Source organism: Nonomuraea montanisoli, assembly GCF_013363975.1.
GTDB lineage: Bacteria > Actinomycetota > Actinomycetes > Streptosporangiales > Streptosporangiaceae > Nonomuraea > Nonomuraea montanisoli.
The window spans coordinates 372,097-394,959 of record NZ_JABWGN010000004.1 but is presented as its reverse complement, the minus strand read 5'-3'; the positions used below and the strand labels follow the sequence as shown (position 1 = coordinate 394,959).

17 protein-coding genes are annotated in these 22,863 nt (G+C 75.3%); 10 read left to right on the top strand and 7 right to left on the bottom strand.

Annotated elements, in window-relative coordinates; genetic code table 11:
• Window positions 1-13: 13 nt before the first annotated feature.
• A complete protein-coding gene (locus tag HTZ77_RS11585; RefSeq protein WP_175589507.1) occupies window positions 14-1,321 on the bottom strand; it encodes a PP2C family protein-serine/threonine phosphatase in 1,308 nt (435 codons plus the stop codon).
• Window positions 1,322-1,463: 142 nt separating this feature from the next.
• On the opposite strand from HTZ77_RS11585, the gene HTZ77_RS11580 reads away from it, so the two are divergent.
• Genes HTZ77_RS11580 through HTZ77_RS11570 form a run of 3 tightly spaced genes read left to right on the top strand, consistent with a single transcriptional unit; the run spans window position 1,464 to window position 4,385 of the window.
• Entirely contained in the window at window positions 1,464-2,573 is a 1,110-nt protein-coding gene (locus HTZ77_RS11580) for a M24 family metallopeptidase (protein WP_328808536.1), read from the top strand.
• A 43-nt stretch (window positions 2,574-2,616) separates the two neighbouring features.
• Window positions 2,617-3,774 carry an acyl-CoA dehydrogenase family protein gene (locus HTZ77_RS11575; protein ID WP_175589506.1) on the top strand — a complete coding sequence of 386 codons (1,158 nt, stop codon included), beginning with the start codon at window positions 2,617-2,619 and terminating at the stop codon, window positions 3,772-3,774.
• Entirely contained in the window at window positions 3,771-4,385 is a 615-nt protein-coding gene (locus HTZ77_RS11570; RefSeq protein ID WP_175589505.1) for a hypothetical protein, read from the top strand. Before HTZ77_RS11575 ends, HTZ77_RS11570 begins: the two co-directional genes overlap by 4 nt.
• A 13-nt stretch (window positions 4,386-4,398) precedes the next feature.
• Here HTZ77_RS11570 and HTZ77_RS11565 read toward each other — a convergent pair whose 3' ends face one another.
• Entirely contained in the window at window positions 4,399-4,917 is a 519-nt protein-coding gene (locus tag HTZ77_RS11565) for an O-acetyl-ADP-ribose deacetylase (RefSeq protein ID WP_175589504.1), read from the bottom strand.
• Between the two features lie 168 nt (window positions 4,918-5,085).
• Between HTZ77_RS11565 and HTZ77_RS11560 the strand changes: the two genes are divergently transcribed.
• The 7 genes from HTZ77_RS11560 (at window position 5,086) to HTZ77_RS11530 (ending at window position 17,318) form a co-directional block, all read left to right on the top strand.
• Window positions 5,086-7,107, top strand: a complete 2,022-nt coding sequence (locus HTZ77_RS11560; protein ID WP_175589503.1) for a GTP-binding protein — start codon at window positions 5,086-5,088, stop codon at window positions 7,105-7,107.
• Between the two features lie 153 nt (window positions 7,108-7,260).
• On the top strand, window positions 7,261-9,024 hold the full coding sequence (locus tag HTZ77_RS11555) for an ABC transporter ATP-binding protein (protein ID WP_205302496.1): 1,764 nt from the start codon (window positions 7,261-7,263) through the stop codon (window positions 9,022-9,024).
• Window positions 9,021-10,835 carry an ATP-binding cassette domain-containing protein gene (locus HTZ77_RS11550; protein WP_175589502.1) on the top strand — a complete coding sequence of 605 codons (1,815 nt, stop codon included), beginning with the start codon at window positions 9,021-9,023 and terminating at the stop codon, window positions 10,833-10,835. Before HTZ77_RS11555 ends, HTZ77_RS11550 begins: the two co-directional genes overlap by 4 nt.
• A 184-nt stretch (window positions 10,836-11,019) precedes the next feature.
• Window positions 11,020-12,930, top strand: coding sequence for an amino acid transporter (locus HTZ77_RS11545; protein ID WP_175589501.1), 1,911 nt, complete (start codon window positions 11,020-11,022; stop codon window positions 12,928-12,930).
• Between the two features lie 72 nt (window positions 12,931-13,002).
• Window positions 13,003-15,882 carry an ATP-binding protein gene (locus HTZ77_RS11540; protein WP_175589500.1) on the top strand — a complete coding sequence of 960 codons (2,880 nt, stop codon included), beginning with the start codon at window positions 13,003-13,005 and terminating at the stop codon, window positions 15,880-15,882.
• A 360-nt stretch (window positions 15,883-16,242) separates the two neighbouring features.
• Window positions 16,243-16,836: a GTP-binding protein gene (locus tag HTZ77_RS11535; protein WP_175589499.1), complete on the top strand. Its 594-nt coding sequence runs from the start codon at window positions 16,243-16,245 to the stop codon at window positions 16,834-16,836.
• A 23-nt stretch (window positions 16,837-16,859) separates the two neighbouring features.
• The gene (locus HTZ77_RS11530; protein WP_175589498.1) at window positions 16,860-17,318 is read left to right on the top strand and encodes an Lrp/AsnC family transcriptional regulator; all 459 of its coding nucleotides are present in this window, start codon (window positions 16,860-16,862) and stop codon (window positions 17,316-17,318) included.
• 6 nt (window positions 17,319-17,324) lie between these two features.
• On the opposite strand, the gene HTZ77_RS11525 is transcribed toward HTZ77_RS11530, so the two are convergent.
• The 5 genes from HTZ77_RS11525 to HTZ77_RS11505 all read right to left on the bottom strand — a co-directional run bounded on the left by HTZ77_RS11525 (window position 17,325) and on the right by HTZ77_RS11505 (window position 22,861).
• Complete coding sequence (locus HTZ77_RS11525) at window positions 17,325-18,710, bottom strand: serine hydrolase domain-containing protein (RefSeq protein ID WP_175589497.1); 1,386 nt, start codon at window positions 18,708-18,710, stop codon at window positions 17,325-17,327.
• A gap of 68 nt (window positions 18,711-18,778) precedes the next feature.
• Window positions 18,779-19,828, bottom strand: a complete 1,050-nt coding sequence (locus HTZ77_RS11520) for an N-acetylglucosamine kinase (RefSeq protein WP_328808535.1) — start codon at window positions 19,826-19,828, stop codon at window positions 18,779-18,781.
• Window positions 19,825-21,093 carry a family 4 glycosyl hydrolase gene (locus HTZ77_RS11515; protein WP_175589496.1) on the bottom strand — a complete coding sequence of 423 codons (1,269 nt, stop codon included), beginning with the start codon at window positions 21,091-21,093 and terminating at the stop codon, window positions 19,825-19,827. Before HTZ77_RS11515 ends, HTZ77_RS11520 begins: the two co-directional genes overlap by 4 nt.
• Window positions 21,090-21,923: a carbohydrate ABC transporter permease gene (locus HTZ77_RS11510; protein WP_175589495.1), complete on the bottom strand. Its 834-nt coding sequence runs from the start codon at window positions 21,921-21,923 to the stop codon at window positions 21,090-21,092. Before HTZ77_RS11510 ends, HTZ77_RS11515 begins: the two co-directional genes overlap by 4 nt.
• Window positions 21,920-22,861 carry a carbohydrate ABC transporter permease gene (locus HTZ77_RS11505; RefSeq protein WP_328808534.1) on the bottom strand — a complete coding sequence of 314 codons (942 nt, stop codon included), beginning with the start codon at window positions 22,859-22,861 and terminating at the stop codon, window positions 21,920-21,922. Before HTZ77_RS11505 ends, HTZ77_RS11510 begins: the two co-directional genes overlap by 4 nt.
• Window positions 22,862-22,863: the final 2 nt, after the last annotated feature.

The window sequence follows — 22,863 nt, the reverse complement described above, 5'->3', positions numbered from 1 at the left end:
CAGGCGTCGGTGGTCAGGCGTCGGGGCGGTTCTGGATGCCGACGGCGAGCAGGCAGGCGTCGTCCTCGGGGTTCGGGCCGCCGATCTCCTCCAGCAGCCGGTCCAGCGCCGCGTCCAGGCCGAGGTGCAGATCGTCGCGGGGCAGGCGGGCGGCGGCGGCCAGCACCAGCGCCAGGCCCTCGTCGATGTCGCGGTTGCGCCGCTCGACCAGCCCGTCGGTGAACATCAGCAGCAGGTCGCCCTCCCGCAGCTCCATGCGCGCCAGATGGTACGCCTGGTCGCAGGCCGCGCCGAGGAGCACGCCCCTGGCCTGTTCGAGCTGCCGGGCGGTGCCGTCGCGCACCAGGACGGGCGCCAGGTTGCCGGCCCGCGCCCAGCTGAACACCCGCGTCGAGGAGTCCAGGTGCCCGATCACGGCCGTGGCGGTGGTGCCCTCCAGGCGGTGGATCACCAGGTCGTTCAGCAGCGTCAGCAGGCCGCTCGCCGGACGCCCGGTCATCGTCAGCCCGACCAGCGCGTGACGCAGCTGCGCCATGTGCGCGATCGCGGGCAGGCCGTGCCCCGACACGTCGCCGATGGCCAGCAGCACCCGCCCGTCGGGCAGGGACGCGGCCTCGAACCAGTCGCCGCCGAGGCTCGCGGTCTTCTCCGCCGGCACGTACCGCACGGCGACGCGGGTGCGCGGCAGGTCCAGGCAGCCGACCGGGTCGGGCAGGATCGCCTCGCGCAGCGCCAGCATCACGTGCCGCTCCTCGGCCGCCTTGACGCGGGCCTCCAGGAGCTGGCGGCGCGACTCCGACATGATGCGCTCGGCCCGGCGGCGGCCCGTGATGTCCTGGAAGACCGCGTGGACGCCGCGCACCGTGGCCGCCGCCCGCAGCCCGGCGGCCGCCGGGCCGGTGCCCGGGTCGTCGGCCGGACGGCCCGCCGACAGCAGGGGCTCCAGGACGACGCGGAGGTTGCGCAGCTCGCCGCCGCGCCGGATGCGCATCTCCGCCTGCGCCGCCTCCGCCTCGTGCACCACGGTCAGCAGGAGCTGTTCCAGCATCCGCAGGTCGTCCGGCTCGACCAGGCCGGCCAGCTCCGGCAGGTCCGCCGGCCCCTTGGCCGGGTCACGGCCGAAGATCACGTACACCTGGTCGGACCAGGCGGCCTCCCCGGTGCGCAGGTCCCACTCGGCCCAGCCCATGTTGCCCAGCCGCTGGGCGTGCGCCAGCCGCACGGCCAGCAGCTCCCGCTCGGTGGCGCCCGGGTGCGGCGCGCCGGCGGCACCTCCCGGACGCCGCCGCTGCCCCGGCCCGCCGCTGATGACGTCGACCATGAGACACACCCTCGAATGCAGTGGAACGGGACATTCGCCTCACACTATGCGGTCGAGTGTGAGCGAACGGTAGCGATGGCTTGGCGTGTTGTAAGACCTTTTCGCGGATTTTAGGAGGGGGCGTCGGGAGTAGATTGTGGCCGTGACGTCCTCAGATCTGTATCCCGTGTCCCGTCTCGCCGCCGTCCAGGAGGCCACCGCCAAGGCCGGCATCGACGCCCTCCTGCTCACCCCGGGTCCCGACCTGCGGTACGTGAGCGGTTACGACGCCAAGCCGCTGGAGCGGCTCACCTGCCTGGTGGTGCCCGCCTCGGGCGAGGCGTACATGCTGGTGCCGCGCCTGGAGCTGCCCGCGGCGGAGGCGTCGCCCGCCTCGCGGCTCGGCCTGGAGTTCGTGGCCTGGGACGAGACCGACGACCCGTACCGGATCGCCGCCGACCGGCTCGGACGGGTGGCGACGGTCGGGCTCGCCGACCGGATGTGGGCCATGTCGTCGCTGCGCTTCCGCGACGTGCTGCCGGACACCCGGCAGGTGCTGGCCGGCGGCGTGCTGCGCGAACTGCGGATGCGCAAGTCGGCGGTGGAGGTGGCCGCGCTGCGCGAGGCCGGCGAGGCGATCGACGCCGTGCACCGCCAGGTGCCCGAGTTCCTGCGGGCCGGCCGCACCGAGCGCGAGGTGGGCCGCGACATCGCCGAGGCGATCCTCGCCGCCGGCCACGCCACGGTCGACTTCGTCATCGTCGCCTCCGGCCCCAACGGCGCGAGCCCGCACCACGACGTGTCCGACCGCGTCATCCAGCCGGGCGAGCCGGTCGTGGTCGACATCGGCGGCCAGCTCCACAACGGCTACTGCTCCGACTCCACCCGCAACTACTGCGTGGGCGAGCCGCCCGCCGAGTACGCCGCGTACTTCGAGGTGCTGCGCCGGGCGCAGGAGGCCGCCTGCGCCGCCGTACGGCCCGGCGTGACCTGCGAGTCGATCGACGCCGCCGCCCGCGACGTCATCACCGAGGCCGGCTACGGCGAGTACTTCGTCCACCGCACCGGCCACGGCATCGGCATCGAGACCCACGAGGAGCCCTACATCGTCTCCGGCAACGCCGAGGCGCTGGAGCCCGGTTTCGCCTTCTCCGTCGAGCCCGGCATCTACCTGCCCGGCCGCCACGGCGCCCGCATCGAGGACATCGTGGTCTGCGGCGAGAACGAGGGCGAGCGGCTGAACCTCACCCCTCGTGAACTGGTGATCGTTTAGGCAGAATGCAGGGCACGTACACTCTCACAAGGAGTATTCACCGATGACTGTTGAGCGTGCCCTGCCCACCCCCGAGGCGCACGAGCTGATCCAGCTGACCCGTGAGCTGGTCGCCAAGGAGGTGGCGCCCCGGGCCGCGGCCGACGAGGCGGCCGGGCGGTTCCCGCGCGAGGTGTTCACCACGCTGGGCGCCGCCGGGCTGCTCGGCCTGCCCTATTCCGAGGAGTACGGCGGCGCGGCCCAGCCGCAGGAGGTCTACCTCCAGGTGGTGGAGGAACTGGCGGCCGGATGGCTGGCCGTGGGCCTCGGCACCTCCGTGCACACCCTGTCGTGCTTCCCCGTCGCCGCCTACGGCAGCCAGGAGCAGCGGGCCGAGCTGCTGCCCGCGATGGTGGGCGGCGAGCTGCTGGGCGCGTACTGCCTGTCGGAGCCCCAGTCGGGCTCCGACGCCGCCGCCCTGACCACCCGCGCCGTGCCCGGCCCCGACGGCTACACCGTCGACGGCGTCAAGGCGTGGATCACCCACGGCGGGGTCGCCGACTTCTACCTGCTCATGGCCCGCACCGGCGAGCCGGGCGCGCGCGGCGTCTCCTGCCTGCACGTCCCGGCCGGCGTCGAGGGCCTGTCGTTCGGCGCGCCGGAGCACAAGATGGGCATGCGCTCCTCGCCGACCGCCCAGGTCCGCTTCGACGGGGTGCGCCTGCCGCACGACGCGCTGGTCGGCGCCGAGGGTGAGGGCTTCCGCATCGCCATGGCCGCGCTCGACGGCGGCCGGCTCGGCATCGCCGCCTGCGCGGTCGGCGTGGCCCAGGCCGCGCTCGACACCGCCTCCGCCTACGCCAGGGAGCGCCGCCAGTTCGGCAGCCGCATCGTGGACTTCCAGGGCGTGTCGTTCATGCTGGCCGACATGGCCACGCAGGTCGCCGCCGCCCGGGCGCTCTACCTCGACGCCGCGCGGCTGCGCGACGCCGGCCGGCCGTACGGGACGCGGGCCGCGATGGCCAAGCTGTTCGCCACGGACATGTGCATGAAGGTCACCACGGACGCGGTCCAGGTGCTCGGCGGGTACGGCTACGTCGAGGACTTCCCCGTCGAGCGGTACATGCGCGAGGCCAAGGTGCTGCAGATCGTGGAGGGCACCAACCAGATCCAGCGGCTGGTCATCGGCCGCGCCCTCGCCCAGGAGCGGCCGGGCCTGTGAAGGGCGCCGGGAAGGGCGGCCCGTCCCGCCCGTCGAGGGCGCTCCTGCCGGCCGGGCTCGCGATGGCGGTGCTCGCGGCGTGTGGGACGCAGGGGGCGCTGAGCCAGGAGGTCGTGGACCGGGCCCGCGCCTCCGGGGCCGCGCCGGACCTCATCTACGCCGTCGACCTGGACGGCTACCAGATCATGGAGCAGTCGGCCGGCGGCGTCAACGAGGAGGGCTTCGGCGTCCTCTACGCCCCCGTGAAGGGCACCGGCCAGCCGGTGGAGCTGCGGGTCGACCGGGGCGCGTTCGACGACGACGTGTGCGCGTCCACGCCCGTGAGCGGCGGCGACGGGCGCGCGGCCGTGCGGTGCGAGCGCGACGGGGACGGCTGGTACCGGACCGACGGGGTCCGCCAGGACTACACCGTCGTCCGGGGCGACCACTACGTCCGGCTGGCCGCCGCGGTGGGCCAGGTCGGCAGGCAGGCGCTGCGCGAGGCCGCGACCGGGGCCCGTCCCGCGGTGGGGGACGGCACGCCGGCCCCGCCGCCCACGGCCGTGACCCGCGGCGACCTGCCCACGACGGGCGACGGCGCCCCGTACGACCCCGTCGGGCCCGGCGGCTGACGCCGGGGCCGGCTCACCCGCCCGCGTCCCGCAGGGCGCGGGCGAAGGCGGCGTGGACGTCGGCCGTGAACAGCACGAACCGCGCCTCCTCCACCCCCGTGCGGGCGGCCCGAACGGTGGTCACCGCGATGCGGGCCGCGTCGGCCACGGGCCAGCCGTAGATCCCCGCCGACACCGCGGGCAGCGCCAGGGTGACCGCCTCCAGCTCGTCGGCCACCCGCAGCGCCTCCCGGTAGCAGGAGGCCAGCAGGTGCGAGCGGTCCTCCCGGCCCGAGTAGACGGGGCCGGCGGTGTGGATGACCCAGCGGGCGGGCAGCTCGCCGGCCGTCGTGGCCACCGCCTGGCCGACCGGCAGCCCGTCGGGATACCGGTCGGCGCGCAGCCGCCGGCACTCGGCGAGGATCGCCGGGCCGCCGCGCCGGTGGATGGCCCCGTCCACGCCGCCGCCGCCGAGCAGGGACGGGTTCGCCGCGTTGACGACCGCGTCGACGCGCTGCACGGTGATGTCCCCCTGGACGAGCGTGATCCTCATGGGAGCGAATCTTCCGCAGGGGCCGCCGGTTAATCGGTTGTGCGCGGGGTGCGCCGTCTGTTTCACTCCCCGCGACGACCGGCGAACGAGCGAGGAGGCCCGAGATGCGGCGTAGGTCCATGTCCATCCAGCAAGGAGGTTTCGTCTACGTGAAGGACATGACGCTTCGTGCGAACGCTCAACCTGGGGATCCTGGCGCATGTAGACGCCGGTAAGACCAGCCTGACCGAGCGGCTGCTGCACGCCGCCGGTGTCATCGACGAGGTCGGCAGCGTCGATGACGGCAACACGCAGACCGACACGCTCGCGCTCGAACGCCGGCGCGGCATCACCATCAAGTCCGCCGTCGTGTCGTTCGCCGTCGGCGGGGCCGGCGGGGTCGGCGGAGTCACGGTCAACCTCATCGACACGCCCGGCCACCCCGACTTCATCGCCGAGGTGGAGCGGGCCCTCGGCGTCCTGGACGGCGCCGTGCTCGTCGTCTCCGCCGTCGAAGGGGTGCAGGCGCAGACGCGCGTGCTCATGCGGACGCTGCGCAGGCTGCGCATCCCCGCGATCATCTTCGTCAACAAGATCGACCGTTCCGGCGCGGATCCCGGCCGGGTCCTGCGGGCGGTCGCCGAGCGGCTCACCCCGGACGCCGTCCCGCTGGGCGCCGTGCGCGGGGCCGGGACGCGTGCGGCCGCCTTCGTCCCGTACGGGCCCCGCGACGCCGGCTTCCTGTCCGGCCTGGCCGAGACGCTGGCCGACCGGGACGACGCGCTCCTGGCCGCCTACGTCGCCGACGGGCCCGCCCTCACCCACGACCGGGTGCGGCGCGCGCTCGCGGACCAGACGGCGCGGGCGCGGGCGTACCCGGTGCTGTTCGGCTCGGCGATCACCGGCGCCGGGATGGACGCGCTCATGGCCGGGATCGAGGAGCTGCTTCCGGCGGCCGAGGGCGACGCGGACGCGCCGGCGTCGGGCACCGTCTTCAAGGTCGAGCGGGGGCCGGCCGGGGAGCGGGTCGCCTACGTGCGGGCGCGGTCCGGGACGTTCAGGGTGCGTGACCGGGTCCGCTTCGGCCCTCCCGGCGCGGCGGATGAGCGCGAGGGCAGGATCACCGCGATCCGCGTCTTCGACCGGGGCGGCGCCGGGCCACGGGCCGCGCTCACGGCCGGGCGGATCGGGACGGTGTGCGGCCTGCCCGAGGCGCGCATCGGCGACGAGATCCGCGAGGCGGGCCGCCCGGGGCCGTCCTCGGGAGCGCCGCGCGGCGGGTGGTTCGCGCCGCCCAGCCTGGAGACCGTCGTGGTGCCCGGCAGTCCCGCCGAGCGCGGCGCCCTGCACGCGGCCCTGGCCGAGCTGGCCGAGCAGGACCCGCTCATCGGCCTGCGCCAGGACGACGAGCGGCAGGAGGTCTCCATCTCGCTCTACGGCGAGGTGCAGAAGGAGGTCGTCCAGGCCACGCTGGCCGCCGAATACGGCCTGGAGGTCGGCTTCCGCGAGACCACCACCATCTGCGTCGAACGCCCCGCCGCCACCGGGGAGGCCGTCGAGCTGCTCGGCCAGGACGGCAACCCGTTCGTCGCCACGGTCGGGCTGCGCGTCGAGCCGGCGCCGCCCGGCTCGGGCGTCGCCTTCCGCGTGGACGCCGCGCTGGGCTCGCTCCCGCTGTACGTCTACAAGTCGGCCGGCGAGCTGGCCGAGGCGATCGGCGCCACCGTGCGCGAGACGCTGCGGCAGGGCCTGTCCGGCTGGGAGGTCGTGGACTGCGTGGTCACCATGACGCGCTCCGGCTACGCCTCGCCGATCTCCACGGCCCGCGACTTCCGGCTCCTGACGCCGCTGGTGCTGATGAGCGCGCTGCGGCGGGCCGGGACGGTCGTGTGCGAGCCGGTCCACCGCTTCCACCTGGAGGTCCCGGCCGACACCGCCATGCAGGCGGCGGCCGTCCTGGGGCGGCTGCGCGCCGTCCACGGGGGCACGGTGTGGCGGGGCGCGTGGTGCGAGCTGGAGGGCGACATCCCGGCCGCGGAGGTCCACCGGCTGGAACGGCAGGTGCCCGGGCTGACCCGGGGCGAAGGCGTCCTGGAGACGTCGTTCGACCGTTACCGGCCGGTCCGCGGGCCCGCGCCGGTCAGGCGGCGCGACGGGCGCGACCCGCTCGACCGCGAGCAGTACCTCCTGCACGTCGCGCGGAGGGTGTAGCCGATGACCTCCGAGACCCGGCAGGACCGGGAGGACCGGCATGCCACCGGATCCGGCGCGACCGCCCGGAAGGCCCGTCCCGGCCAGGGGCGGGCCCGCGCGGACGGTCGGAAGGCCCGCGCGGACGATGCGACGGCTCGCGCGGACAGGCGAGTGCGTGCGGACGATGCGACGGCTCGTACGGACAGGGAAGTCCGGCGGCTCGTGCTGCGGCTCATGCGGCCCGGACGGCGGGCGGGCCTGGCGCTCGGCGCCGCCGTGGCCGCCATGACCGCGCTCCCGCTCGCGGGCCCCCAGCTCACCCGCCGCTTCGTCGACGACGCCATCGCCGGCGCGGGCACCGGCCGGCTCACCCTCATCGCGCTCGCCGCCCTGGCCGCGGCCGTCGCGGGGCAGGCGGCCCGGCTGGTCGCCGCCCGGCTGGCGAGCCGGCTCGCCTGGGACGGCACCGACCGCCTCCGCGAGCGCCTGGCCGGGCACGCCCTCGGCCTCGACATGGACTTCCACGGCAGGCACACGCCCGGCGAGCTGATCGAGCGGGTGGACGGCGACGTGGTGGCCGTGTCGGGGTTCGTCGTGGCGTTCCTCATGGACGTCGTGGCCGGCGCGCTGCTGCTGGCGGGCGTGCTCGGCGTCGTCCTGGCGGCCGACCTCCGGCTCGGGTGCGCGCTGCTCGCGTACTGCGTGCTGGCCGGCTTCGCCACGACCCGCGCCCAGCGGCTGGCCGTGCCCTCCGCCACCGCCGCGCGGGCGGCCGGCGCGCGGCTGTACGGCGAGATGGAGGAGCGGATCGCCGGAGCCGAGGACATCCGCGCCAACGGCGCCGGCGAGCACGTCGTCACCCGCTTCCTCGGCACCGCCGCCGCCTGGTACCGCTCCGAGCACCGCGCCGACCGCATCGGCAGCGGCCTGCTGGCGGGCACGTCGGTCGCGTTCGCCGCCGGCACGGCGCTCATGCTGGCCCTGGCCGCGTGGGCGCGCTCCACCGGGACGCTCACCGTCGGCACCGCCGTCCTGGTGTTCCAGTGCACGGTGATGGTGCGCGCGCCGTTCGAACGGCTCATCGACCGGTTACGCGACTACCAGGGCGCCCTCGCCGGGATCACCCGCATCGGCGGCCTGCTGGCCGAGCGGCGCACGCTGCCCGCCCCCGCGCGGCCCCGCCGGCTGCCGGAGGCGGGAGCGCTCGCGCTGGAGCTGGACGGGGTCGCCTTCGCCTACGACGCCGCCGAGGAGGGCGGCGGGCCGGTGCTGTCGGACGTCACGCTGACGCTGGCGCCGGGCGAGACGCTCGGGCTGGTGGGCCGCACCGGCAGCGGCAAGACCACGATCACGCGGCTCGCGCTGCGCCTGTACGACCCGGTCGCGGGCGCGGTGCGGGTGGGCGGCGTCGATCTGCGGGACGTGGACGAGCGCTCCCTGCGCGAGCGGGTGTACGCGGTCACCCAGGACGTGCGGCTGTTCGACGCGAGCGTCCGCGACAACCTCACCCTGTTCCGGCCGTCGCCCGGCGACGACGTGCTGCGGCGGGCGCTGGCCGACGCCGGGCTCGGCGACTGGCTGGCCGGGCTGCCGGACGGCCTCGACACCGGGCTGCGCGGCGTCTCGGCCGGGGAGGCGCAGTTGCTGGCGTTCGCCCGGGCGTTCCTGGCCGACCCGGGGCTGGTGGTGCTCGACGAGGCGTCCAGCCGGCTCGACCCCGCCACCGAACGCCGCGTCGAGCGCGGCATGGACCGGCTGCTCGCCGGGCGTACGGGGGTGATCGTCGCGCACCGGCTGTCGTCGCTGTCGCGGGTGGACAAGATCGCGGTCATGTCCCGCGGGCGGGTGGTCGAGTTCGGCCCCCGCGCCGAGCTGGCCGCCGACCCGGGCAGCCGCTTCTCCCGGCTGCTGGACCTGGCGGGGGTGACCCGATGAGCGGATCGAAGGACGTCTGGACGGTGGTGGCCGGGCTGGTGCGCTTCGACCTGCGCCGGTTCCTGGTGGGCGCGCTGCTCTGGATGCCGGTCAGCGTGCTGCCGCTCCTCACCGGCCTCGCGCTGCAGAAGATCTTCGACGGGATCAGCGGCCAGGCCCCCGCCGCCCTGGACCAGATGCTGTGGCTGTGCGCCGCGCTCGTCGGCGTGGAGCTGGCCCGCGGGGCGACCATGGTGGTCGCCTGGACGTACGGCGACTACTGGTGGGACGCGGCGGCGACCCTGCTGCGCGCCAACGTGCTCCGCTCCGTCCTGACCGCCCCGGGCCCCGTGGCGGACAGGCTGCCGCACGCCCAGGGCGACACGCTCGCGCGGCTGCGCGACGACGTGAGCGACCTGGTGGAGCTGGTGGACGAGGCGGTGCCGCTGGCCGGGGCGATCCTGTTCGGCGGGACCGCCCTGGGCGTCATGGTGGCGATCGACCCCGCCGTCACGGCGGCACTGGTGGTGCCGATGGTCGTGATCGGCGCGGCGAGCCGGCTGCTGCGCCGGCGGATCCGGTCGCTGCACCAGCGGGCCAGGGTGCTCGGCGCGGACGTCACCGCGTACGTCGGGGAGATGTTCGGCGGCGTGCTCGCGATCAAGGTCGCGGGCGCCGAGGAGGCTGCCCTGGAGCGGCTGCGCGCGCGCAACCGCGCGCGGCGCGACGCCGCCGTCCGCGACCGGCTGGCCACCGACCTGCTGGACGGCGTCACGAACGCGACGGTCGAGATCGGCGCCGGCCTGGTGCTCGTGCTCGCCGCGCCGGCCATGCGGCGCGGCGGGTTCACGGTCGGCGACCTGGCGCTGTTCACCAGCTACGCCGGATGGCTGGCGGCGCTGCCGCGCGTCGTCGGCGGGATCCTCGCCCGGCTGCCGCACGCCGCCGTGGCCACCGGCCGGCTCGCCCGGCTCATGGCGCCGCACGAGGACGTCCGCGCGCTGGCGCGCGACAGCGGCGTGTGGTTCCACCGCGAGCCGCCCGCCGTCACGCCCCGGCCCCGCCACGACGACCCGCTGGAGGTGCTGGAGGCGCGCGGCCTGACCGTCCGCCTCGGGCCGCGCGGTGCCGGGCTGCGGGAGGTGGACCTGAGGGTGCGGCGCGGGTCGTTCACGGTGGTCACCGGCGCCGTGGGCGCCGGCAAGACGACGCTGGTACGGGCGCTGCTCGGGCTGGTCCCGCTGGACGGCGGGACGATCACCTGGAACGGCCGGCCCGTCGCCGACCCCGGGACGTTCCTGGTGCCCGGCCGGGTGGCCCACGCCGGGCAGGTGCCCCGGCTGTTCTCGGCGTCGCTGCGGGAGAACCTGCTGCTCGGCGCGCCCGCCGAGGGCCTGGGGCGGGCGCTGGCCCTGGCGGCGCTGGCCGACGACCTGGCCGCGATGCCCGAGGGGCTGGACACGCTCGTCGGGCCGCGCGGCGTCCGGCTGTCCGGCGGCCAGGCGCAGCGCGCGACCGCCGCCCGCGCGCTCGTACGGGCCCCCGACCTGCTGGTCGTGGACGACCTGTCGTCCGCGCTCGACGTCGAGACCGAGGAGCTGCTGTGGGACCGGCTGGCGACGGCCGCCCGCGACGGCGGCGGGCCCGCGACGCTGCTCGTGGTCTCGCACCGGCGGGCCGCCCTCGAACGCGCCGACGAGATCGTCGTCCTCGACCGCGGCCGGGTCGCCGGGCGCGGGACGCTCGCCGGGCTGCTGGCGGACTGCCCGGAGATGCGGCGGCTGTGGGCGGAGGAGGGCGTCACCGAGGCCGGCGAGCGCGCCCCGGAGTAGCTCCGCAGCTCCCGGCCCCTTCCCGGCAGGACATGAGTACGCCACGTCCTGCTGGGAAGGGACGGGCGTCATGCCAGACATGTCGGGAGAAGGGGTGGGTGACGGAACCTCCGGGGTGCGTGGCACAGTTGTCCACCACAAGAGGGCGTCCCAGGGCGGGACGCGCGTCGCACAGGGGGAGAACGTGGTCAGTACGGCCGGCTCAGGGGTACGCGAGTGGCTGCTGAAAGGACTGCAGCGCTCCGATCACCGCACCACCGGACCGCACCACGAGGAGGCGCCCGAGCATCAGCACGCCTGGTGGCAGGTCATGTGCCTGACCGGCGTCGACTACTTCTCCACGCTGGGCTACCAGCCGGGCATCGCCGCCCTCGCCGCCGGCGCGCTCAGCCCCATCGCCACGCTGCTGCTGGTGGCCCTCACCCTCTTCGGCGCGCTGCCGACGTACCGGGCCGTCGCCGAGCAGAGCCCCCACGGGCTGGGCTCCCTGTCCATGCTCGAACGGCTGCTGCCCGGCTGGCGCGGCAAGCTGCTCGTGCTGTTCCTGCTCGGGTTCGTCGCCACGGCGTTCATCGTGACGATCACGCTGTCGGCGGCCGACGCCACCGCGCACATCCTGCACAACCCGTTCGTGCCGAAGGCGCTGGCCGGCTGGCAGGTCCCGGTGACGCTGCTGCTGATCGCCGCGCTCGGCGGCGTGTTCCTCGCCGGGTTCAGCGAGGCGATCTCCATCGCCGTCGTGCTCGTGGCCGTCTACCTGGTGCTGAACGTCGTCGTGGTCGCCACCGCCGTCCGGCACGTGCTGTCGGCGCCCGCCAAGGTCGCCGACTGGCAGAACCTGCTGGCCTCCGACTACGCCAGCCCGGTCGCCATGGTCGCCGTGTCGCTGTACGTGATGCCCAAGCTCGCCCTCGGCCTGTCCGGCTTCGAGACCGGCGTCGCCGTGATGCCGCTGGTCAAGGGGAACCTGGAGCAGCGGGTCAAGGGCGCGCGCAAGCTGCTGACCACCGCGGCGCTCATCATGAGCGTGTTCCTCATCGCCTCCAGCTTCGCCACGACCGTGCTCATCCCGGCCGAGGAGTTCGCCGAGGGCGGCTCGGCCAACGGGCGCGCCCTGGCGTACCTGGCCCACGAATACCTCGGCGACTGGTTCGGCACCGCCTACGACCTCAGCACCATCGCCATCCTGTGGTTCGCCGGCGCCTCCGCCCTCGCGGGGCTGCTCAACATCGTGCCGCGCTACCTGCCCCGGTACGGCATGGCGCCCGACTGGTCGCGCGCGGCCCGGCCCATGGTGCTGGTCTTCACCGTCATCTCGTTCCTCATCACGCTGTTCTTCGGCGCAGACGTCGAGTCCCAGGGCGGCGCCTACGCCACCGGCGTGCTCGCGCTCATCCTGTCGGCCGCGGTCGCCGTCACCCTGTCGGCCTGGGTCAGCCGCCGGTACAAGGCGGCCGTGCCGTTCGGCGTCATCACCCTGATCTTCGCGTACGCGCTGGTGGCGAACATCATCGAGCGGCCGGACGGCCTGGTCATCGCCCTGCTGTTCGTGCTCGCCATCGTGATCACCTCGCTCATCTCGCGGGCGACCCGCTCGACCGAGCTGCGCGTCACGGAGATCACGCTGGACGACCTCGCCCGGCAGTTCGTCAACGAGTCGGGCGACCTGCGCCTCATCGCCAACGAGCCGCACGCCCGCGACTGCAAGGAGTACATCGACAAGGCCCGCGAGGCGTGGGAGCTGCACCGGCTGCGGCCCACCGAGGGCATCCTGTTCCTGGAGGTCACGGTGCCCGACGCCTCCGAGTTCGCCAGCGAGGTCAGGGTGAAGGGGGAGGAGCGGCACGGGTACCGCATCCTGCGCCTGGAGAGCCCGACCGTGGCCAACGCCATCGCCGCGCTGCTGCTCTACCTGCGCGACCAGACCGGCAAGATGCCGCACGTGTACTTCCACTGGGCCGCCGAGGGCAACCCGATCGGGGCGCTGCTGCGCTACCTGGTGTTCGGCGGCGGCGACATCCCGCCGCTGACCCGCGAGGTGCTGCGGCAGGCCGAGCCCGACGCCGAGCGGCGTCCCGTCGTCCACGTGGGCTGACGCCGATCCCCCGATGTATCAGGGGGGCCGCTCCGCGCTCCGTGAAGAGGAGGGCGACGGAGGGGAGCGGCGATGGACGTCGGGCGGGCGGTGTCCCTCGGGGACACCGCGTCCATCCAGGACGTGGCGTTCGGGGGGAGCGCGCCGTTCTCCGGGGACGCCGCCTTCGGGGGGAGCGCGCCGTTCTCCCGGGACGCCGTCTTCGTGGGGCGGGCGGCGGAGCTGGCGCTGCTGCGGGCGGAGCTGCGCGCCGCCGTGGAGGGGCGCGCGCGGGTCGTCGCGGTGGAGGGCCCGGAGGGGATCGGCAAGACCGCCCTGCTCCACCAGGCCCTGGCGGAGTGCGCGGAGGGCCTCGACGCCGGTACGGGACCCCGGGCCGACCGCGGGGGCCGGGCCGGGGCCGGCGCGGGGATGCGGGTGCTGGCCGTCAGCGGCGAACGGGGGGAGCGTGAGCTGCCGTTCGGGCTCGTACGGCAGCTCGTGCGGCAGGCGGCCGGACTCGACGACCCCTGGCGGGCCGGCCGGGCGCTGGCGGCGGAGATCGACCGGCTGGAGGCCGAAGGGCCGCTGGCGGTGCTGGTGGACGACGTCCAGTGGGCTGACCGGTCCTCGCTGCTGTCCCTCGGCTACGTGCTGCGCCGCCTGCCGCGGGGGCGGCTGCTGGTGGCGGTCGCCGGGCGGGACCTCGGGGACGAGTGGCTGCCGGAGGGGCTGAGACGCTTCCTGGCGGGAGACGCGGTGCGCCGCCTCGCCCTGGGCGGGCTGACGGCCGCCGACCTGTCCGCCCTGGCCCGCGCCGCGCAGGCCGAGGCAAGGGTGACCGGGCGCGCCGCACATGCTGAGGCGGGGGTGACCGGGCGCGCCGCTCATGCCGAGGTGGGGCTGAGCGGGCGGGCCGCCGAGCGGCTGTGCGCGCACACCGGCGGGAACCCGCTGCACGCCCGCGCCCTCCTCGCCACCCTCACGCCCCGGCGTCTCGCCGACACCGGTACGCCGTTGCCCGCCCCGGAGACCTACACCCGGTCCTTCGCCCGCCGCCTGGGCGCCTGCGACCCGGCGGCCAGGACGCTCGTGGCGGCGTGCGCCGTCCTGGGGGAGAGCTGCGACCTGCACATGGCCGTCGCGGTCGCCGCCGCCGTCCGGGACCCGGCCGGGGCGCAGGGGCCCCGTACCGCTCCGGGCGCGCCGGAGGCGGCGGCCGCGGGCGGGCACCGGCGTCCGCTGACGGGCGGCGGCGCCCCCAGGGGAGGGGCGTTCGAGGCGTTGCAGAAGGCCGTGGAGGCCGGGGTGCTGGAGGAGGGCCCCGGACGGACCGTGCGGTTCGCGAGCCCGTTGGCCCAAGCCGCCGCCCGCGCCTGGCTCGGGGCGGCCGAGCGGGCCCGCCTGCACGAGGCCGCCGCCCGTCTCGTCGAGGACGCCGGCGCGGCCCTGCGCCACCGGGCGGCCGCCGCCGGACGGCCCGACGACGCGCTGGCCGAGGAGCTGGCCGGGCTGGCCGCCAAGGAGGTGCAGCACGGGCAGTGGCGCGAGGCCGCCGCCTGCCTCCACGCCGCCGCCGCCCTGTCCGAGTCGCCCGCCCGGCGCGAGGAGCTGCGCACCGCCGTACTGGAGCACACCCTGCTCGGCGGGGACGTGACCCGCGCGGTCGAGCTGGCCGCCGAGCCGAGCGCCGACCCCCGGCCGTTCCGCCGGTACGTGCTGGGACGGCTGGCTCTGGCGGCGGGACGCCTGGAGCGGGCGGGGGAGCTGCTGGCGGACGCCTGGCGCGAGCGCGAGCCCGCCTTCGCCGCCGACACGGCCGAGCAGCTCGCCTGGCTCAACCTGGTCAGGGGCCGGCTGCACGCCGCGGCGGGCTGGGCGGACCTGGCCGTGGGGCAGCCCCTCCAGGGGGCGGCGGCGCGGCCGTACGACGTGCTGGCCCTGGCTGGATGGCCGCGCGCCGGCATGCCCGAGGACGGGCTGGCGGCGGGCGTGGCGCGGCTGCGCGACGGCGACGTGCCCGGCGCGCTGTCCGTGCTGGGCGGGGTCGTCGCGGCGCTGGAGCGGGCGGGGCTGCCCCATCACCGGCTCATGGCCGCTGCGCTGCTGGCGGTGGCCGAGTACCGGGACGGGCGGTGGGACGAGGCCGCCGCGCGGGCGGAGCGGGCACTGGCCGAGGCACGGGGGCTCGGCCAGCGCTGGCTCCTGCCGTGGCTGGGCGTGGTGTGCGCGGCCGTCCCGGCGGCGCGCGGCGAGCGGGAACGGGCCCTGGCCCACGCCGGGGCGGCGCTCGCCGCCGCCCGCCGCATGCGCCACGCCCGGGGCGAGGCGGTGGCGGGCGCCGCCATGACGCTGCTCGCCCCCATGCTCCCCGCCCCCGGGGCGCACACTCCCGGGTCGCTCACCTCCGGGTCGCTCACGTCCGGGGCGCTCGTTCCGCGGGCGCTCGTCCCCACGGCGGGGAGTCCCACGGCGGGGAGCCCGGACATGGCGGCGGCCTACGGGGACCCGTTCGCGGCCGGCCTGTGGCCGCTGCTCGTGGAGCGGCTGATCAGCGAGGGACGCCTGGACGAGGCGCAGGCCGAGCTGGCCGCCCGCGGCGACACCCGGTGCACGGGGCCGGCCCGGGCCCGGCTGGAGGGGCTGCTGCTGGGCGCCCGGAACGTGCCCGCCGGCGCCGAGATCAGACTCCTCCGCGCCCTGGAGCTGGCCCGGGTAGCCGCCGACCCCCTGGAGGAGGGACGGGCGCTTCTCGGGCTCGGCATGGTGCTGCGGCGTACCGGCAGGAGGAGGGCCGCGGCGGAGCGGCTGCGGACCGCGTACGAGCTGCTCGACCGGCTGGGCGCCCGGCCGCTCGCCGAGACCTGCGCACGCGAGCTGGACGCCTGCGGCGCGCACCCCCCGGGCACCGTGCGGCCCGCTCTGACCAGCGGGGCGGCCGGAGCAGGCGGGGAAGGCGGGCAGACCCGCTGAGCCGGCGGGGCCACGCCCGAGGAGGGGACGGGCGCGGCCCCGCCCCACCGTTCACCCGGTCCTCACCCCGTCCGGAGCGGCCTAACGGGCACCCGGAAAGCCGTGACAGCCTTCCTGACCAACCCCTGAAGAGCGTCAGTAACCCACACTCCGCGCTCTGGTATGACATATTGATCTCTGAGGCGCTTTGCGACTTGAGTGGAATTTGAGGCGTTGCTAGGGTGACCGATGCCAGGCATGTAGATCGACCTCTTCTCGCGCCTTGACAGGCCTCCGCCGACCAAGGCTCCCCAGGGCAAATGTGTGCGCGCGCGGCATGGCGAGGGTCTTGCCCGCGAAGGGATGTACAGGCGGTGCTCGATGGATTTCGGTCGTTCTGATCGGTGGCGGTTGCCCACCGCGATCAAGATCTTGATCGCGGGTGGTTTCGGCGCGGGCAAGACCACGATGGTGACCGCCGTGTCCGAGACCCGGCCGCTGCGCACCGAGGAGATCCTCACCCAGATCGGCCAGCACATCGACGACCTGGCCGGCATCGAGGGCAAGCCGACCACCACCGTCGCCTTCGACTTCGGCCGCATCACCATCAGCGGCGACTACATGCTCTACCTGTTCGGCACGCCCGGCCAGGAGCGGTTCTGGTTCGTCTGGGACGACCTCAACATGGGGGCCCTCGGCGCCGTGGTGCTCGCCGACACGCGCCGCCTGGCCGACTGCTTCCCCGCCATCGACTACTTCGAGCAGCGCGACACGCCGTTCGTCGTGGCGCTCAACTGCTTCGACGGGGCCCGGGAGTTCACGGTCGGCGAGGTGCGCCAGGCCCTCAACCTGGAGGCGGAGATCCCCATCGTGATGACCGACGCCCGCCGCCGCGACTCCGGCCGCGAGGTGCTCATCACGCTCGTCGAGCACGCCATGCGCCGGGGCGCCACCCCGGTCGGAACCATGTCGTGACCTCGACGGGCTATTTTTGACCGATGGAGGAGATCGACCGCCGGATCGTCACGCTGCTGGCCAAGGACGGCCGGATGAGCTTCACCGACCTGGCCAGGGAGACCGGGCTCTCGGTCTCCGCCGTCCACCAGCGGGTGCGCCGCCTGGAGAAGCGCGGCGTGGTGCGCGGGTACACCGCGGTCATCGACCACGACGCGATCGGGCTGCCGCTGACGGCGTTCGTGTCGATCAAGCCGATCGACCCCGCCGCGCCGGACGACGCCCCCGACCGGCTGGCCCACCTGACCGCCATCGAGGCGTGCCACAGCGTGGCGGGCGACGAGAGCTACATCCTCAAGGTGCGGGTGGCCTCGCCCGTGGCGCTGGAGGACCTGCTCCAGCAGATCCGCGCCGCGGCCAACGTCTCCACCCGCACCACGGTCGTCCTCAGCACGCCGTACGAGCACCGGGCCCCCGAGATCGCCGATCACTCCCCGGCCTGAGGAGGGTCAGCGGCCGAGCGGAGCCCGGTCCATCGCGAACGGCTGGAAGGGCGCCCGCGCCGTCCGCGCCTCGGCCTGGGGGACCTGGCCGCACAGGGCGACCAGCATGTGCTCGCCCATCGCGTAGTCGATGGGGCCCGGCTGGGGCCTGCCGTCGTCGCCGATCCGCTGGTACTTCGTCAGGTTCAGGCCGAACGACAGCTCACGGCGGCCGTCCTCGCTGACCAGCGACTGGGTCGTCATGCCGAAGACGCCCCCGTCATGCCCCCAGAAGCGCCCGCACGGCAGCTCCACCGTGTACAGGCCGAGCCCGTAGTCCACGCGCCCGCCCGGCGACAGCACCGGCACGGTCGTCCGCATCTGCGCCAGCCGCTCCGGCCCGATCAGCTCGCCGCGCAGCAGCGCCCGGTAGAAGCGGTTGAGGTCGTCCATGGTGGACACCAGCGCCCCCGCGGTGCTCGCCCACGACATGTCGTACACGCTGTAGTCGCGCGGCGGGTCGATGAGCCCGTACATCGACTCGTACGCCTTCGACGACGGCGCCGGCAGGCGCGGCGTGGCCGGGAAGAACGTGTCGCGCAGCCCGGCCCGGCGGATGACGTCGCGGGTGATGACCCGCTCGGCGTCCTCGCCGGTCACCTTCTCCAGCAGCAGGCCGGCGATCACGTAGTTGGTGTTGGAGTACCTGCCCGGCAGCGCCCCCGGCTCGCCGCTCGCCTCGGCGGCCAGGCCGAGGCGCGCGAGCTCCTCCGGCGCGAACCGGCGGAAGCGGTTGTCGTCGAGACTGGCGGGCGAGCCCTCCAGCAGCGAGGGGAACGCGCCCGCGATGTAGTCGCCGATGTGGCTGGTGTGGTTGAGCAGCATCCTGACGGTGATCCGGTCGCCGCGCTCGCCCGGGATCAGCCCCGGCAGGTAGCGGCTCACCGGCGCGTCCAGGTCGACGGCGCCCCGCTCGGCCTGCCGCAAAAGCGCCACCGAGGTGAACGTCTTGGTGATGCTGCCGACCCGGTGGCGCATGTCGGGCCGCGCCGGCCGGCGGGTGACCACGTCGGCGACGCCGGAGGCGCCGCGCCACGCCTGGCCGCCGTCGCGGGCCTCCGCGTAGAGGCCGTACATGCCGGCCTCGTGGACGGCGTCGAGCGTGCGCCGCAGCGCCGCCCGGTCCAGTCCCGCGGCCCGCGCGGGCGACGCCGGGTCGGGGGCTGTGGCCGTGGCCGGTGCGGGCGACGCCGGGTCCGGCCCGGCGGTCGCGGCCCGCGCGGGAGACGTGAACGCCGTCGAGAGGACCAGCGCGCCCGCCAGGGCGCCCGCGGCCGCGCGCAGGCCCGGACGCCCGGCGCGGCGCGCCCCTGCGGCGCCGCGTCCCGGCCGGGAGAACGAGGGAGTAGTCATGCCGCCAGCATGATCGCCCCGGCCCGGCCGGGGCAGTCCACGCTGTCACCGGTTCCGCAGGACAGGGGTCATGCCGGGCCGGTGACACCTGCCAGGCGCCCGGCGGCCCCCTGAGGCTCCCAGCGGGCGCGCAGACGGGCCTTGGCGGCCTCCGGCGCCCCCAGCCGCTCCAGCCCGTTCAGAGCGGCCCCCACGATCGGCGGGACCCCGCACACGACCACCTTCGCGTACGGCGCCCGCGCCGCGAACCCCTCGTCCAGCAGCGCCGTCAGCAGCGGGTCGCGCGCCCGCAGGACCCCGCCGCCCAGCACCACCTCGGCCGGCGTCCCCAGCAGGCCGAGCCGGCGCAGGCACACCTCGGCCATGACCACCACCTCCGCGGCCTGCCGCTCCACCAGCCCCGCCGCCGCCGCGTCGCCCGCCGCCGCGGCGGCGAACACCCCCGGGGCCAGCTCGTGCAGCCGCGCCCCGTCCACCCGCCCGAAGTGGATGCCCAGGACCAGCTCCTCCACGGTGGCCGTACCGGCCCACTCCTTGACCACGTCCGCCAGCGCCGTGGCGGGTCCGCGGCCGTCCTCCGCGCGGACGGCGTGCCACAGCGCCTCCTCGCCCAGGCCCGAGCCGCCGCCCCAGTCGCCGCTGACCCGGCCGAGCGCGGGGAAGCGGGCCACCTCCCCGGTGGGGGAGACGCCGACCGCGTTGATGCCGGCGCCGCACACCACCGCCACCCCCCACGGCGCCGACGCGCCGGCCCGCAGCAGCGCGAACGTGTCGTTGCGGACGACGACGTCCGGGCCGAGCCCCCGGGCGGCGAGCTCCCGGGCCAGCGCCTCCTCCTCCGCCGGCAGGTCGGCGTTCGCCAGGTAGGCCGCCACGTGGTCGAACCCGCCGACCGGCGCCGCCGGCCCACCGGCCCCGTCCGCGCCCCGCGCCAGGGCCGCCAGCGCCTCCCGCACGCCCCGCTCGATCTCGTCGACCGCGGCCGCCACCCCGGCGCTGTGCGGCGTGAACGGCCCCGAGCGCGCCGTCGCCAGCACCTCGCCGTCCTCCGCGACCACCGCCACGTCCGTCTTGCTGTTGCCGCCGTCCACGGCGAGCAGGAGCCTGCGGCGGGTCACCGGCCCACCGCCCACGGCAGGTGGGCGCGGTTGGCCTCCAGCAGCAGCCCCGTCAGCTCCTCGGCGACCGCGTCCTGGCCGACCAGCGGGTGGGCGAGCAGGGCGTCGCGCACCCGGTCGGCCCCGCCGCGCAGCGCCGCCTCCAGGGCCAGCGTCTCGTACGCCGAGACGTGCGCGATCAGCCCCGCGTACAGCGGCTCGACGGGCCGCACCGGCAGCGGCACGGCGCCGGCGGCGGTGACGGACGCGGGCACCTCGACCACCGCCTCCTCGGGCAGGAACGGCAAAGTCCGGCCGTTGCGCACGTTGACCACCTGGGGAGGGCCGTCGTCCCGGCCGCCGAGCAGCGCGGCCAGCAGGTCCACGGCCGCCTCCGAGTAGAAGGCGCCGCCCCGCCGCTCCAGCTCCTCCGGCTTGGTGACCACCGACGGGTCGGCGTACAGCTCCAGCAGGCGCGCCTCCACGGCGGACACCTCGGCCGCCCGCGGCGGCGCGGTCCGCTGCTCCGCCACCACCTCGTCGTGCGCGTAGTAGTAGCGCAGGTAGTACGACGGCACCGCGCCGAGCCGCCGGATCAGCTCCGGACGCAGGCCGGCCCCCTCGGCCAGCTCCTTCACGTGTCCGTCGATGAGCGCGGGCAGCACGTCGGCCCCGTCGAGGCGGACGGCGCGCAGCCAGGTGAGGTGGTTGAGCCCGACGTGGTCGAGCGTGACGCGCGACGGCGCGACCCCGAGGGCCGCCGCGGCGCGCCGCTGGACGCCGATCGCCACGTTGCACAGTCCGATGGCGCGGTGTCCCGCGTCGAGCAGCGCCCGGGTGACGATGCCGACCGGGTTGGTGAAGTCGACGATCCACGCCTCCGGCGCGTGCTCGCGCACCTGCTCCGCGAGGTCCAGCACGACCGGGACCGTGCGCAGCGCCTTGGCCAGGCCGCCCGCGCCGGTCGTCTCCTGTCCGACACAGCCGCACCGCAGCGGCAGCGTCTCGTCCACCTCACGGGCGGCCTGCCCGCCGATCCGGAGCTGGAACAGCACGGCGGCCGCCCCGGCGACGCCCTCCTCGACCGACGAGCCGGCCGTCACCCGCGCCGGGTGCCCGGCGTGCGCGAGCATGCGCCGCGCCATCCCGGCCACCAGCCCCAGGCGCCGCTCATCGGGGTCGATGAGCGCGATCTCGGTGAGCGGCAGCACGTCGCGCAGCCGCGCGAACCCGTCGACCAGCTCCGGCGTGTACGTCGAGCCGCCCCCGACCACGGCGAGTTTCAACCCTTGACTCCCGTCAGCGTCACGCCCTCGATGAAGACCCTCTGGGCGAAGAAGAACACGATGATGATGGGGGCCGTCACCAGCAGGGTGGCGGCCATGGTGAGGTTCCACTGCACGCTGTGGAACGCCTTGAAGGTGGCCAGCCCCAGCGACAGGGTCCAGCCCTCCTGCTGCACGCCCGCGTACAGCAGCGGCCCGTAGTAGTCGTTCCAGCAGTAGAAGAACTGGAACAGCGCGACGGCCGCGACGGCCGGGCGGGCCATCGGCAGGATCACGCTGACCAGCGTGCGCACGTCGGAGCAGCCGTCCACCCTGGCCGCGTCCGTGTACTCGCGCGGGATCGTCACCAGGAACTGGCGCAGCAGGAAGATGGAGAAGGCGTCGCCGAGCAGCATCGGCAGGATGAGCGGCCACAGCGTGTCCGTCAGCCCGAGCCTGGCCCACACCAGGTAGACCGGCACCGCGACGACCTGCGGAGGCAGCATCATGGCCGCCACCACGAGCAGGAACGCCGCCCGCCGCCCCCGGAAGCGGAAGCGGGCCAGGGCGTAGGCCACCGGCACGGACGACACGAGCGTGAACAGCGTGCCCAGGCCGGCGTACAGCAGCGTGTTGGCCGTCCAGCGCAGCAGCTGCGACTTGGCGAACACGACCGCGAAGTTGTCCCAGTTCCACGACCGGGGCCACAGGTCGCTGGTCAGCGCCTGCTCGTCGGTCATGAGCGCGGTCAGCGTCAGGAACACCACGGGCGCCAGGAACATCAGCGCGAGCACGATCGCCAGCGCGTGCTGGGCGATCCAGACCAGCACCCGCCTGCGGCGGGCGCTCACGTGGCCCCCTCCGAACGCCGGAACTGCCACAGCAGGAGCAGCGTGAACACCATCGACGCGGCGAACAGGACCAGGGCGAGCACGCAGGCGTATCCCATCTGGTAGTCGCGGAAACCCGCCTGGAAGAGCCACTGCGGCAGCGTCAGCAGCGACTCGTCGGGATAGCCGGGCGTGAACGAGCTGCCCGGCGAGTCCGTCGCGCCCGACGCCACCCGGGAGGCGATCATCGCCTGCGCGAAGTACTGGACGGCGTAGATGACGCCCGTCACCGCCGAGAACATCAGGACCGGCGCGATCGACGGCAGCGTCACGCTGCGGAACTGCCGCCACGGGCCGGCCCCGTCGATCGCGGCCGCCTCGTACAGGTGCCGGGGCACGTCCAGCAGCGCCGCCATGAAGATGACCGCGATCTGGCCGCAGCTCCACACCGACAACAGCGTGAGGCTCGGCTTGGACCAGGCCGGATCGCCGAACCAGTCGGGGCCGGTGACGCCGAACAGCGCGAGGAACTGGTTCCACGGCCCCGTCGAGGGGTTCATGAGGAACACGAACGTGATCGTCCCGGCGGCCACCGGCACCAGCGACGGCAGGTAGAAGATCGTGCGGAACAGCCCGACGCCCGCCTTGAGCCGGACCACGAGCTGCGCCAGCCCCAGCGAGAACAGCGTCTGGACCGGCACCATGACGGCCACCAGCCACAGCGTGTTCCTCGCCGAGGTCACCACCCGGGGATCGCGCAGCAAGTAGCGGTAGTTGTCCAGGCCGGCCCACTCCAGCGTGAACAGGTCGTAGTGGTGGAAGGAGAAGTACACCGTGGCCAGCAGCGGGTAGACGAAGAAGATCGACACGCCGGCCAGCCACGGCGACAGCCACACGAGGGCGCGCAGGCCCTCGCCGCGCCGCCACCGGGACGGCGCGGCCGATGCGACGGACGCCACGC

Excerpts from the sequence above, each read along its gene's own strand:
- HTZ77_RS11530 (WP_175589498.1), top strand. The coding sequence starts at position 16,860 with ATGGAGGAGATCGACCGCCGGATCGTCACGCTGCTGGCCAAGGACGGC.
- HTZ77_RS11575 (WP_175589506.1), top strand. The coding sequence starts at position 2,617 with ATGACTGTTGAGCGTGCCCTGCCCACCCCCGAGGCGCACGAGCTGATC.
- HTZ77_RS11540 (WP_175589500.1), top strand. The coding sequence starts at position 13,003 with ATGGACGTCGGGCGGGCGGTGTCCCTCGGGGACACCGCGTCCATCCAG.
- HTZ77_RS11565 (WP_175589504.1), bottom strand. The coding sequence starts at position 4,917 with ATGAGGATCACGCTCGTCCAGGGGGACATCACCGTGCAGCGCGTCGAC.
- HTZ77_RS11550 (WP_175589502.1), top strand. The coding sequence starts at position 9,021 with ATGAGCGGATCGAAGGACGTCTGGACGGTGGTGGCCGGGCTGGTGCGC.
- HTZ77_RS11585 (WP_175589507.1), bottom strand. The coding sequence starts at position 1,321 with ATGGTCGACGTCATCAGCGGCGGGCCGGGGCAGCGGCGGCGTCCGGGA.
- HTZ77_RS11535 (WP_175589499.1), top strand. The coding sequence starts at position 16,243 with ATGGATTTCGGTCGTTCTGATCGGTGGCGGTTGCCCACCGCGATCAAG.
- HTZ77_RS11525 (WP_175589497.1), bottom strand. The coding sequence starts at position 18,710 with ATGACTACTCCCTCGTTCTCCCGGCCGGGACGCGGCGCCGCAGGGGCG.